The sequence below is a fragment of the Caproiciproducens sp. genome, from assembly GCF_053840905.1.
In genome coordinates this window covers 103,653-116,042 of sequence record NZ_JBNLXQ010000009.1, presented here as the reverse complement: position 1 = coordinate 116,042, position 12,390 = coordinate 103,653, and the positions used below count along the sequence as shown (strand labels likewise).

10 protein-coding genes are annotated in these 12,390 nt (G+C 57.2%); 9 read left to right on the top strand and 1 reads right to left on the bottom strand.

Annotated features, from left to right (window positions below):
• The first annotated feature begins 54 nt into the window (after positions 1–54).
• From ACQGQ5_RS10890 to ACQGQ5_RS10875, 4 genes are all read left to right on the top strand, one after another.
• Positions 55–642, top strand: coding sequence for a nucleoside recognition domain-containing protein (locus ACQGQ5_RS10890; protein ID WP_455736524.1), 588 nt, complete (start codon positions 55–57; stop codon positions 640–642).
• Positions 635–1,156 carry a spore maturation protein gene (locus ACQGQ5_RS10885; protein ID WP_455736523.1) on the top strand — a complete coding sequence of 174 codons (522 nt, stop codon included), beginning with the start codon at positions 635–637 and terminating at the stop codon, positions 1,154–1,156. The genes ACQGQ5_RS10890 and ACQGQ5_RS10885 overlap by 8 nt, the downstream gene beginning before the upstream one ends.
• 9 nt (positions 1,157–1,165) lie before the next feature.
• Complete coding sequence (gene feoB / locus ACQGQ5_RS10880) at positions 1,166–3,019, top strand: ferrous iron transport protein B (protein ID WP_455736522.1); 1,854 nt, start codon at positions 1,166–1,168, stop codon at positions 3,017–3,019.
• Positions 3,020–3,238: 219 nt separating this feature from the next.
• Positions 3,239–4,003 carry a type III pantothenate kinase gene (locus ACQGQ5_RS10875; protein WP_455736521.1) on the top strand — a complete coding sequence of 255 codons (765 nt, stop codon included), beginning with the start codon at positions 3,239–3,241 and terminating at the stop codon, positions 4,001–4,003.
• A 180-nt stretch (positions 4,004–4,183) separates the two neighbouring features.
• Here ACQGQ5_RS10875 and ACQGQ5_RS10870 read toward each other — a convergent pair whose 3' ends face one another.
• On the bottom strand, positions 4,184–5,362 hold the full coding sequence (locus ACQGQ5_RS10870; protein WP_455736520.1) for a DegT/DnrJ/EryC1/StrS family aminotransferase: 1,179 nt from the start codon (positions 5,360–5,362) through the stop codon (positions 4,184–4,186).
• Positions 5,363–5,703: 341 nt separating this feature from the next.
• Between ACQGQ5_RS10870 and ACQGQ5_RS10865 the strand changes: the two genes are divergently transcribed.
• The 5 genes from ACQGQ5_RS10865 (at position 5,704) to ACQGQ5_RS10845 (ending at position 12,341) form a co-directional block, all read left to right on the top strand.
• A complete protein-coding gene (locus ACQGQ5_RS10865) occupies positions 5,704–7,410 on the top strand; it encodes a DegT/DnrJ/EryC1/StrS family aminotransferase (protein ID WP_455736519.1) in 1,707 nt (568 codons plus the stop codon).
• Positions 7,411–7,428: 18 nt separating this feature from the next.
• A complete protein-coding gene (locus ACQGQ5_RS10860; RefSeq protein ID WP_455736518.1) occupies positions 7,429–8,748 on the top strand; it encodes a nucleotide sugar dehydrogenase in 1,320 nt (439 codons plus the stop codon).
• A gap of 93 nt (positions 8,749–8,841) precedes the next feature.
• Complete coding sequence (locus ACQGQ5_RS10855) at positions 8,842–9,942, top strand: Gfo/Idh/MocA family protein (RefSeq protein ID WP_455736517.1); 1,101 nt, start codon at positions 8,842–8,844, stop codon at positions 9,940–9,942.
• A 16-nt stretch (positions 9,943–9,958) separates the two neighbouring features.
• Positions 9,959–11,050: a non-hydrolyzing UDP-N-acetylglucosamine 2-epimerase gene (gene wecB, locus ACQGQ5_RS10850; protein ID WP_455736516.1), complete on the top strand. Its 1,092-nt coding sequence runs from the start codon at positions 9,959–9,961 to the stop codon at positions 11,048–11,050.
• 37 nt (positions 11,051–11,087) lie between these two features.
• Positions 11,088–12,341 carry a glycosyltransferase family 4 protein gene (locus tag ACQGQ5_RS10845; protein ID WP_455736515.1) on the top strand — a complete coding sequence of 418 codons (1,254 nt, stop codon included), beginning with the start codon at positions 11,088–11,090 and terminating at the stop codon, positions 12,339–12,341.
• Positions 12,342–12,390: the final 49 nt, after the last annotated feature.

Genomic DNA, 12,390 nt, shown 5'->3' with positions numbered 1-12,390 from the left:
GTGATAAGCGGAAAATTTTATGAATACATATAATACGGAACAATCCGGAAAGGGGTGAGCGCACTGCTGAACTATATTTGGGCGGGGCTGATCGTGCTGAGCGTCCTCTGCGCCGCCGTTACGGGGCGGATGCCGCAGCTGTCCGCCGGAATTATGAGCGGGGCGGCCGGCGCGGTGGAACTGGTCATTACCATGATGGGCATGATGTGCGCCTGGACCGGCCTGATGAAAATCGCTGACGCGGGCGGGATCACACGGATGCTGTCCAAGCTGTTTGATCCGCTGATGCGGCGGATTTTCCCGAATCTGAAAAAAGGGGGCCCCGCCGAAAAGGCGATCTGCATGAACGTTACCGCGAACCTGCTGGGCCTCGGCAACGCCGCCACGCCCCTGGGAATTGCCGCCATGAAGGAAATGGCGAAGCTGAACCCGACACAGACCGCGGACAATTCCATGGTCATGTTCGTCGTGATCAATTCCGCGTCCATTCAGCTGATCCCCACCTTTATGGGGACCCTGCGGGCCCAGTACGGTTCCCCCGCCCCGTTTGACATCCTGCCGGCGGTGTGGCTGACCTCCGTCTGCGCGCTTGCGGCGGGGGTTACGGCCGCAAAGCTGCTGGAGGGAAGAAAAAGTGGATAAGCTGGGCGTGTACGCCATCCCCGCCGTAGTATTCCTGATCGTGCTCTTCGGGCTGATGCGCGGCGTGCCCCTGTTCGACACCTTCGTCGCCGGGGCAAAGGAAGGCTTTTCTTCCTCCGTCTCCATCCTTCCCTCCCTTGTGGGGCTGATGATGGCGGTGTCCATGCTGAACGCCTCCGGTGCTCTGGATATCCTTTCCTCGCTTCTGGCGCCCGCCGCCCGTTTATTGGGCCTGCCGCCGGAGGTGATGCCGCTTGCGCTCATCAAGCCGGTTTCCGGCAGCGGCGCGACGGCGGTTCTGGCACAGATCTTTCAGAACAACGGCACGGAGAGCTTTGCGGGCCGCGTGGCGTCGGTGATGTCCGGCTCCACGGAAACGACCTTTTACGCGATCGCCGTGTATTTCGGCTCGGTCGGCGTCAAAAAAACGCGTCATACGATTCCCGCGGCGGTGACCGCCGATCTGACCGCTTTTGTGGTTTCGGCGCTGACCGTCAGACTGTTTTTTCATTAAGGACCGCCTATGAATGATCGTAAAACAACAAATCATTATGTCGTTGCGCTCGCGGGGAACCCCAACTGCGGAAAAACGACCCTGTTCAACGCCCTGACCGGCTCCACCGCCTATGTGGGCAACTGGCCCGGCGTAACCGTGGAGAAGAAAAGCGGCAGCGCCAGGTATGGGGGCGATACGCTGGAAATCGTTGACCTGCCGGGCATTTATTCGCTTGTGCCGTACTCGCCCGAGGAAGCGATCGCCGGAAGGTTCCTGGAGCGGGAAAGGCCGGACTTGATTATCGATATTGTCGATGCGTCCAATATCGAACGGAATCTGTATCTCACTACGCAGCTTATGGAGCTGAACATCCCGCTCGTCATCGCGATGAATATGATGGACGTGGTGGAAAAACGCGGGGATTCGGTGGACTGTGCGCTGCTGTCCCGGCTGACCGGCATTGCGGCCGTACCGATCTCGGCGTCAAAGGGGGAGGGACTGTCCGGGCTTCTGAAAGCCGCGGACAGCGCGGCGGGAAGGCCGGCCGCCTACCATTCTATTCCCAAGCCGGGGAAGGACTGCAAAGACCCGGATACGGCGCTGGCCGACGCGCGGTACCGCTACATAGAGGCCATTACGCGAAAAGCCGTAAAAAAGCACAGCGCGTCGGTCAAAAGCGTCTCGGAAAGAATCGACGGGATTGTGACCAACCGCTTTCTGGCCATTCCCGTGTTCTTTCTGCTGATCTTTTTCGTCTTTTACGTCACCTTCGGCTCCGTGGGCTCTTATCTGGTCCATGGCGTTGATTATTTGATCTCATCCTGTCTTTCTCCGAACGCGGACGAGGCGCTCGCGTCCGCCGGCGCCTCGCCCTGGCTGAGCAGCCTGATTGTGGACGGGATCATAGCGGGGGTGGGGGCGGTGCTGGAATTCCTGCCGCAGATCCTGCTGCTCTTCCTGCTGCTCTCGCTGCTGGAGGACAGCGGCTACATGGCGCGCGCCGCCTTTATCATGGACGCGCCGATGCGCCGCATCGGGCTGTCGGGGCGCGCGTTCGTACCGCTTCTGATGGGCTTCGGCTGTACCGTTCCGGCGGTCATGGGCACCCGGATTCTGGAAAGCGAAAAGGATAAGCGGCTGACCATCCTGATTACGCCGTTCATGTCCTGCAGCGCGAAAACCCCGATTTATTCCCTGTTTATCGCGGCGTTTTTTGTCGGCAGCAGACCGCTTGCCATGTTCCTGATTTACTTCTTCGGCATCCTCGTCGGCCTTCTGTCCGCGCTGCTGTTCAAAAACAGTATCCTGAAGGGGGACCCCGCGCCGTTCGTCATGGAGCTGCCGGATTACCGGCTGCCCACGGTGCGGACGGTCTGGCTTCACGTCCGGCGCCGGGTGGGCGATTTTCTGCAGAGAGCCGGGACCACCGTGTTTATTGCAACCGTGGCGGTCTGGCTTCTTCAGTCCTTTACCGTCGGGCTGCGGATGACCGGCGACAGCTCAAACAGCATCATCGCCGCGGTGGGCAGGGCGCTCGCCCCCGTTTTCACGCTCTGCGGCTTCGGCACCTGGAAACCGGTGGTCGCGCTTCTGACGGGGCTTGTCGCGAAGGAGTCCGTCGTCAGCACCATGAGCGTGCTGTATCCGGGCAGCCTGACAGACGCCCTGCGCGCGAACTTCACCACGCTGAGCGCATGCTCCTATTTGATTTTCGTGCTGCTCTACACTCCGTGCATCGCGGCGCTGTCCGCCGTACGCCGTGAGATGGGCAGCCTGAAATGGACGGCCGTCACGGCAATTTACCAGCTGGTCACGGCATGGTACTGGTCCGCCATGTTCTACCAGTGCGCTGTTCTGATCCAGAATTTATTCCGTAAATAAGCCCCGGCAATCTCTGCCGAGGCGTTTCGATACAGTTAGGTCGGTTTTCCCCTCTTTTTCGCCTGGAAAAACACGGTAAGACAAAAATCGCGCAAGTTAGATTATACAGGGAAAGAATTTCTTTTGCAATAATCGTTAAATAATTATCAATTTAGCATTGCATATTAAAAAAATAGTTGGTATAATTTGAGAATCAGAAACAGATGGGGAGTTACGAGGATGATTCTGACATTGGATATGGGAAATACCAACATAACGATCGGCGTCTACGACGATAAAAAGCTGCTTTTTGTCTCCCGTATGGCGACCGACTGCTCGCGTATGGAGGACCAGTACGCCATAGAGCTGCGGGATATTCTGGACATCCACGGCGTTGCGCTGTGCGATATTACGGGCGCGGCGATCAGCTCGGTGGTTCCGCCGCTCACCGCGTATATCGTGCGCGCCATCCGCTGCCTGACCGGGGTGGAACCGATCTGCGTCGGGCCGAAGACCAAAACCGGTATCCAAAACAAAATCGAACACCCCGAACTGACCGGCGCCGATCTCGTTGTCGGCTGTGTCGCCGCCGGCAGAATGTTCGACGGCCCGTGCATTGTTCTGGACATGGGGACGGCGACGACCTTTGAGGTGATGGACAGGGATAAAAACATGCTGGGCGGCGCCATTATTCCGGGCGTCGCGATCTCTCTGGACGCGCTGGCCCGCCGTACCGCGCAGCTTCCGCGCATCAGCCTGGAGCCGCCGAAGAGCGTCATCGGGAACAATACGATCGAGTGCATGCGTTCGGGCATCCTGCTGGGAACCGCCTGTATGATCGACGGCATGATCGGGCGCATGGAAGCGGAGCTCGGGGAGAAATGCGAGGTTGTCGCCACCGGCGGCCTTTCGCGTGAAATCGTTCCGCTGTGTAAACGCAGCATCCATTTCTGCGACACGCTTCTGCTTGAAGGCCTCAGAATCATTTACGAGGATAACAAATAAGACCCGTCGGGGAAACGGAGCCGTGCGGCGTTACACGGCTCCGTTTTTGCATACGAAAAAAGATAACCGTTCCGTGCGAAGCGGCGGTTATCTTTTTCACTCAAAGGAAGGGCTGACCGTCCTGGTACAGCATTTTTTTCTATTTTGGATATGCTTTGTCAGTCCTGTCAGGATTGGCGGTTATTTGTGATAGGTTTCCACAATATCCTTCACGGCGTCGATGACATACTGGACTTCCTCGTCCGTCATGGTGGGGTAGAGCGGCAGGGAAATCAGGCGGTCGAAATGCTTTTCGGCGTTCGGAAAATCGCCCTTTTTGCAGCCGTAACGGTCCGTGTAAGCGCTCATATACGTTACCGGGATGAAATGCACGCTGGTTCCGACGTTGCGCTCGTTCAGCTCGGTGATGAACCGGTCGCGGTCAATGGTCAGCAGCTCGGGGACGATGCGCACGACGTACAGATGCCAGCAGTGCGTCGTGTAGCCGGGGACATACGGCGGGTCCATCGCGTCGATCCTGCCGAACGCCTCCTGATATTTCGCGGCGATCTTCAGGCGCGCCGCCTGCATTTCCTCCAGGCGGGACAGCTGCTTTAAGCCGAGCGCCGCCTGAATGTCAAACATGTTGTACTTGAAGCCGGGCTCGCAGATGTCGTATTTCCAGGTGCCGCCCTTGGCGTAGCGGTTCCACGCGTTTTTGCTCATGCCCTGTCCGGAGAAGATGCGCGCCCTGCGGTCGATCTCGTCGTCGTCGGTGACCAGCATGCCGCCGTCGCCCGTGCACAGGTTCTTCGTGGCGTAAAAGCTGTAGGAAGCGGCTCCCGGAAGCCCGCTGCCGATCAGCCTGCCCTTGTAGCGGCTCCAGAGAGCGTGCGCGGCGTCCTCCGAAACAAACAGGCCGTGCCTGTCGGCAATCTCGTAAATCCGGTCAAGGTCGCAGACCTGTCCGCTGTAATGCACCGGAACGATCGCCTTGGTTTTCGGCGTGATCTTCTTTTCGATTTCGTCCGGGTCGATGCAGGCGGTTTTAAAGTCCACGTCCGCGAAGACGGGGGTCGCGCCCGTGTGGATGATCGTGTTCGCGGTGGAGGCGAACGTCATCGGCGTGGTGATGACTTCGTCGCCCGGGCCGATGTCCTTTGTGAGCAGCGCCACGTGCAGCGCCGCCGTACAGGAATTCATGGCGATTGCGTGCTTCGCGCCCAGATATGCGGCGAATTCGTTCTCGAATTCGTTGGTCCGGGGACCTTTGGCCACCCAGCCGGATTTCAGCGTGTCGACGACCTCGTTGATTTCCAGATCGGTGATGTTGGGCAGATTGTATGGAATGAATTTTTCTCGTTTCACGAACTGACTCATATTGTCATCCTCTTTTTCAGTTGATTTTCCCTTTTCACAGCAAATCCGTCTGCGGCTGTAAGACGGGATACGCTTCCGGCCCCAAAAAACGGGGAGAAACGGATATCAATTCTACAACTTAACTGGAAATGTTGCAGTATCAGTTTTACCAATAAATCAAAGTAAATGATAATACGATTGATGGTTAATGTCAACTATATTGCCCCGTGAAATATTGACTAAAAGCCCCGTTGGTTATATAATGTACAAGTTATAGCAGAATGATTTTTAGCTGCGGCGCCCTGTCGGTTCGGACGAAAGCGGAAAAATGTTTGCCGCAGTTTGTAAAGAATGGTGTTAATGTGAGCAAGGAAGATTTTTTTGTACATCCCAGCGCGTGTGTGGATGACGGCGCGAAAATTGGAAACGGTACAAAAGTATGGCATTTCTGCCACATCGGCGGCGGTTGCCAAATCGGCGAAAACTGCTCCATCGGGCAGAACGTGTTTGTGGCCCCGGGGGTAAAGATCGGCAGTTTCTGCAAAATCCAGAACAACGTATCCGTTTATGAGGGCGTGGAGCTGGGCGACTATGTGTTCTGCGGGCCTTCCATGGTGTTTACCAATGTTCAGCGCCCCCGCTGCAAATATCCTCAGCGCGGCGCGGCCTTTTACGCCCATACCCCCATCGGGGAGGGCGCCAGCATCGGCGCGAACGCCACCATCGTCTGCGGCCACAGAATCGGCAAAAACGCGTTTATCGCGGCCGGCAGCGTTGTGACAAAGGACGTTCCCGACCATGCGGTCATGATGGGCAGTCCCGCCCGTCAGCACGGATGGGCCTGTGAGTGCGGGGAGAAACTGGGTGAGGATTTCGTCTGCCCAAAATGCGGGAAAACATATGTGCAGGCCGAAAACGGCCTTCAGGAGGAAACAGAATCAATGGAAAAGATTGCTTTTAACGATCTTGGCGCGCAGTACCGCCATTTAAAGAACGAAATTGATAAAGGCATTGCCGATGTGATCGACGGCTGCCATTTTATTTCCGGCCCCCAGACGGAGGAACTGGAAAAAGAGCTCTGCAGCTATACGGGGCGCAAATACTGCGTCAGCACCAGCAACGGCACCGACGCGCTTCTGATGCCGCTGATGGCGAAGGGGATCGGCGAGGGCGACGCCGTGTTTGTTCCGGCGTTCACCTTTTTCGCTACGGCGGAGGTAGCCAGCTTTTTAGGGGCGACCCCCGTTTTCTGCGACGTGGACGAAGATACCTTCAACATGGATCCCGAATCCCTTGAAAAACAGATTAAAAGGGTGCTGGAAGAGGGCAGACTAAAGCCAAAGGCCGTGATCGCGGTCGACCTGTTCGGCCAGCCCGCCGATTTTACCAGAATCGAGCCGCTCTGCAAAAAGTACGGCCTTTTCCTGATGGAGGATGCGGCGCAGGGCTTCGGCGGCGCGATCGGCTCTCAAAAGGCCTGCAGCTTCGGCGACGTTTCCGCGACGAGCTTTTTCCCGGCAAAGGCGCTCGGCTGCTACGGCGACGGCGGAGCGGTTTTTACGGACGACGAAGAGCTGTATCGGCTGCTTATCTCCATCCGCGTACACGGCAAGGGCTCTTTTAAATATGAAAACGTGCGTATCGGTTTGAACGCAAGGCTGGACACCCTGCAGGCAGCCATTCTGCTGCCGAAGCTTCACGAGTTTGACAAGGAGACGCGGCACCGCAACTGGGCCGCTTCCCGCTATGCCGAGCTTCTGAAGGGCAAATTCCGGGTGCCGGTCTTAAAGGACGGATTTTTTTCCAGCTATGGATATTATACGCTGAAAGCGGAAAGCGAAGAGCAGCGTTCAAAGCTGATGGACGCGCTGAAGGCGGCGGGGGTCCCCACCATGATTTATTATCCCCTGCCTTTGCATCTGCAGAAGGTGTACGCGCCGCTCGGCTACCGGGAGGGCGATCTGCCCGTGAGCGAAAAGCTCAGCAAGACGGTTTTCAGCCTGCCGATGCATGGCTATATCACAGAAGAGGTTATCGATTATATTTGCACGACGCTGCAAAATATCTGATTTATGAGGAGAATTCAAATGTCAAACGTGAAAACTGAGTTGTTGAATAAAATTCAGGATAAGTCCGCCGTCGTCGGCATTGTCGGGCTGGGGTATGTCGGGCTTCCCCTCGCCGTGGAATTCGCGAAGGCCGGCTACCGGACCATCGGCTTTGACGTTCAGTCCCAAAAGGTCGATTCCGTCAACGCGGGCCGGAATTATATCGGCGACATTGTGGGCGATACGCTGAAACACGTGGTGGAAAGCGGAACCCTTTCCGCGACCAGCGATTTTTCCTTCATCAAGGGCGTGGACGCGGTGGCCATCGCCGTTCCCACTCCGCTGGACAAGTACCAGCAGCCGGATATCAGCTATGTGAAGGGTTCCACGGAATCCGTCGCCAAATACCTGCACAAGGGAATGGTGATCATTCTCGAATCCACCACCTATCCGGGGACCACGGAGGAGCTTTTAAAGCCGATTCTTGAGGCAAGCGGCCTCAAGTGCGGCGAGGATTTTTACCTTGCCTTCTCGCCGGAGCGCGTGGACCCGGGCAATAAGCAGTATAAGACGAAAAATACCCCGAAGGTCGTCGGCGGCGTCGGAAAAGACGGCACGGAGGTTGCCGCCGCGCTGTACCGCAATGTGCTGGAGGGCGGCGTATACGAGGTTTCCTCCCCGGCCGTCGCCGAAATGGAAAAGCTCCTCGAAAACACCTACCGCAACATCAATATCGGCCTCGCGAACGAGATGGCGATCATCTGCAACCGCATGGGCATCAATGTCTGGGACGTGATCGACGCGGCCAAAACAAAGCCGTACGGCTTTCAGGCGTTTTACCCGGGACCGGGACTCGGCGGCCACTGCATTCCGCTCGACCCGTTTTACCTTGCCTGGAAGGCCCGCGAGTTCGACTACCACACCCGCCTGATCGAGACCTCCGGCGAAATCAACACCGGCATGCCGGAGTATGTCGTCGACCGCGCCATGAAGGTCCTCAACCGCAATAAGACCGCGATGAACGGCGCCAGGGTGCTCGTTCTCGGCGTCGCCTATAAATCGGATATCGACGATTACCGCGAAAGCCCGGCGCTGAACGTCATCGAGCATTTAATCGAAGAGGGCGCGGATACCACTTACTATGACCCGTATATTCCGGAATACCGGCACAAGGGCGTTACGCACACCGGGGCAAAAGAGCTGACGGACGACCTGCTGAGAAACGCGGATATCGTCGTCATCTGCACGGCGCACGCCTGCTTTGACTATGACAGGATCCAAAAGCTCTCCAAAGAGGTTTTTGATACCAGAAACGCCATGAAGGATGTAAAAGACCGTTCCAATATTGAGCTTTTATAAAAGATTCTCCCCCGTTTCCGAAAAGTGACGGGGGAATTTTGTGTGGAATAAACAGGGCCGTTTTGGAAAATAATGTAATAAAGGAGAAGGATGATGAAGAAGCTTCGTTTTGCTTTGATCGGCTGTGGCCGCATTTCAAAAAATCATATCGCCGCGGCGATTGCAAACGCCGAAACCATGGATTTGGCTGTGGTCTGTGACCCGGTGCTGGAAAACGCCGAGAAAAAAGCCAGGGATTATCTGGAGGCGACCGGCGTCAAACCGGCTGTTTACGCGGACTATAAAAAGGCGCTGGACGAGCGGGAAATCGACTGCTGCGCCATTGCCACGGAGAGCGGCTATCACGCGGAAATCGCACTGTACTGCATCCGCCTCGGCAAGCATGTCCTGGTGGAAAAGCCGATGGCGCTGAGCACCGCCGACGCGGAGCGGATGATCCGCGAGGCGAAGGAAAAGGGCGTTGCTCTGGGCGTCTGCCACCAGAACCGCTTCAACGCGCCGATTCGGGAGCTTCACAAAGCGGTTGAGGACGGGCGTTTCGGCAAGCTGGTCAGCGGCACGGCCTGTGTTTTCTGGAACCGCGGGATGCCGTATTACGAGCAGGCCCCGTGGCGCGGCACCTGGGAACAGGACGGCGGCACGCTGATGAACCAGTGCATCCATGATATCGACCTTCTTCAGTGGAACCTCGGCGGCGAACCCGAGACCGTCATGGCCATGACCGGGAATTATCTGCGCGATATTCACGCCGAGGATTTCGGCGCCATTCTGATCCGCTTCAAAAATGGCGCGATCGGCCTTGTGGAAGGCACCACCTGCGTATATCCCAAAAATCTGGAGGAAACGCTGACCATTCTGGGCGGCACGGGCACCGCGGTCATCGGGGGGATTGCCGTCAACCGTGTGGAAACCTGGAACTTTGAGACCCCGGCGGAACAGGATTCCCGCATTGCCGCGCTGGCCGGCACGGACCCGAAGGATGTTTACGGAAGCGGCCACAATCTGCTTTACGCCGATTATATCCGTGCGGTCAATACGCACACCGACCCGCTTGTGAGCGGCGAAGAGGGAATCAAGGCCATGAAGATTATTCTGGCCGCCTACAAGTCCCAGAAAACAGGTCAGGCGGTTCCGTTTGAGGGCCTGAGCTTCTCCACGCTCGACATGGACGATTCCGACGTCCGCTGCCGCTGAGCCGGGGGAACGGAAGATGGAAATTGTAACCGTAGTCGGCGCAAGGCCGCAGTTTGTCAAGGCGTCGGTGGTATCGGCGGCGCTGAAGCCGGTCTGCACAGAGGTGCTGGTCCATACCGGCCAGCACTATGACCGCAATATGTCGGACGTGTTTTTTGAGGAGCTTTCCATTCCCAGGCCGGCTTACAATCTGGGGGTCGGTTCCGGCTCCCACGGACACCAGACCGGCGAAATGCTGATGAAAATTGAAGACGTCCTTCTGGAGGAAAAGCCGGATATCCTGCTCGTTTACGGCGATACCAACTCCACGCTGGCGGGCGCTTTGGCCGCGTCCAAGCTGCACATTCCGGTCGCCCATGTGGAAGCCGGGCTGCGCTCCTACAACATGCGCATGCCCGAGGAGCAGAACCGCGTTCTGACCGACCATATTTCCAGATGGCTTTTCTGCCCGACGCGGACCGCGGCGGACAACCTGAAAAAAGAGGGCGTTACCGCCGGCGTTTCCGTCTGCGGGGACGTGATGCTGGATTCCGTGCTGCATTTTCTGCAGGTCGCGAGAAACAATCCGTCCAAAACCGCCGTTTTCGCCCAGCTCGGCATCGAGCCGAAAAACTACCGCCTTGCCACTCTGCACCGCGCGGAAACGACCGACGGCGGACTTGACGCGATCATTGCGATCTTCAGGGCCTTCGAGCAGCTTCCGCAGCTGGTCGTGCTGCCGATTCACCCAAGGACAAGGCCGCTCGCGCAGGAAGCGATTGAAAAGTGCGGATTCCGGAATATTAAACTGATCGATCCGGTCGGCTATCTGGAAATGCTGCTTCTGACCTCCAACGCCTGTCAGGTCATGACCGATTCGGGCGGCCTGCAGAAAGAGGCGTGGTTTATGAAGGTGCCGTGCATTACGCTGCGCGGGGAAACCGAATGGGTGGAAACGCTCAAAGGAAACTGGAACGTGCTTTCCGCGCTCACCACGGAGGACATTTACCGGAAGGCGATGCACACCGTTGTGGACGAGTCCGCGCACGAACAGATGCCGTTCGGCGACGGTCACGCGTCGAAGAAGATCGCGGATGTTCTGTCACGGGAAATGGGCGGGCGTCCGTAAACCAAGGCAATTCCCGTAAAAGGGTAAGAGGTAATTTATGAATATCATTTATATCAATCACTACGCCGGTTCCGACCGGCACGGAATGGAGTTCCGCCCGTATTTTATGGCGAAGCGCTGGGCCGCCGCCGGTCACAATGTGACGGTTGTCGCCAGCTCCTATTCCCATCTGCGCACCGTGAACCCGGATCTGCAGGGGAAAAAGACGATGGAGGAAACGCTGGACGGCGTCCGCTATTTCTGGATTGAGGGCCCCGAGTACCACGGCAACGGCGTGGGAAGAATCAGAAATATGCTGTCCTTTCTGCACGGCCTTTATCGATACGCCGATCAGATCGCCGCGCAGGGAAAGCCCGACGCGGTCATTGCGTCCTCCACTTATCCGCTGGACATCTATCCCGCGCACCGGCTCTCAAAAAAATACGGGGCAATGCTGATTTACGAGGTGCACGACCTCTGGCCGCTCAGCCCGATCGAGCTCGGCGGCATGAGCCCGCGCCACCCCTATATCATGCTGATGCAGGCGGCGGAAAACTACTGCTATAAAAACAGCGACTATGTCGTTTCGCTTCTGCCGAACGCGAAGGAACATATGGTGGAGCACGGCTTGAAGCCCGAAAAATACATCTGTATCCCCAACGGGATCGTCAAAGCCGACTGGGAAAAACCGATGGCGGATCCGCCGGTTTATTACGAGCTTTTAAAGCAGTTCCATGACGAGGGATATTTCCTGATCGGTTACACCGGCGCGCACGGAATCGCCAACGCACTCGACAGCTTTGTGCAGGCGGGGGAGAAGCTCCGCGGCAAAAAGATCAAGCTGATTATGGTCGGCCCCGGCCCCGAGCGCGAGCGCCTCGCGCAGCAGGTGATCGACAGGAACCTGCGCGATGTCGTGGAGATGCTTCAGCCGGTCAGGCGCGACCAGATTCCGGAGCTGCTGGGTCAGATGGACGCCCTTTACGTCGGGCTGCAGCGGCAGCCGCTGTTCCGTTTCGGGGTCAGCCCGAACAAGCTGATGGATTATATGATGGCCGCAAAGCCGGTCATTTTTGCGATTGAGGCCGGAAACGACATGGTGAAGGACGCCAAATGCGGAATCTCCATTCCGCCGGAGGACAGTTCGGCCATCGCGAAGGCGGCGAAAAAGCTTGCCGGCCTTTCCAAAGAAGAGCTCTGCGCCATGGGCCGCCGCGGCAGGGAATACATCCTGCGGAACAATGAGTATGACGTGCTTTCGCAGAAATTCCTCGACGTATTCTCCATGCCCTGTGAACCCAAAACAAAATAGCCGATTGTTTTTCTGAAACAGAGAGGGCAGCCGATCCGGCTGCCCTCTT

Coding starts and splice junctions, on each gene's coding strand:
- feoB (WP_455736522.1), top strand. CDS start 1,166: ATGAATGATCGTAAAACAACAAATCATTATGTCGTTGCGCTCGCGGGG.
- ACQGQ5_RS10875 (WP_455736521.1), top strand. CDS start 3,239: ATGATTCTGACATTGGATATGGGAAATACCAACATAACGATCGGCGTC.
- ACQGQ5_RS10870 (WP_455736520.1), bottom strand. CDS start 5,362: ATGAGTCAGTTCGTGAAACGAGAAAAATTCATTCCATACAATCTGCCC.
- ACQGQ5_RS10860 (WP_455736518.1), top strand. CDS start 7,429: ATGTCAAACGTGAAAACTGAGTTGTTGAATAAAATTCAGGATAAGTCC.
- ACQGQ5_RS10855 (WP_455736517.1), top strand. CDS start 8,842: ATGAAGAAGCTTCGTTTTGCTTTGATCGGCTGTGGCCGCATTTCAAAA.
- wecB (WP_455736516.1), top strand. CDS start 9,959: ATGGAAATTGTAACCGTAGTCGGCGCAAGGCCGCAGTTTGTCAAGGCG.
- ACQGQ5_RS10845 (WP_455736515.1), top strand. CDS start 11,088: ATGAATATCATTTATATCAATCACTACGCCGGTTCCGACCGGCACGGA.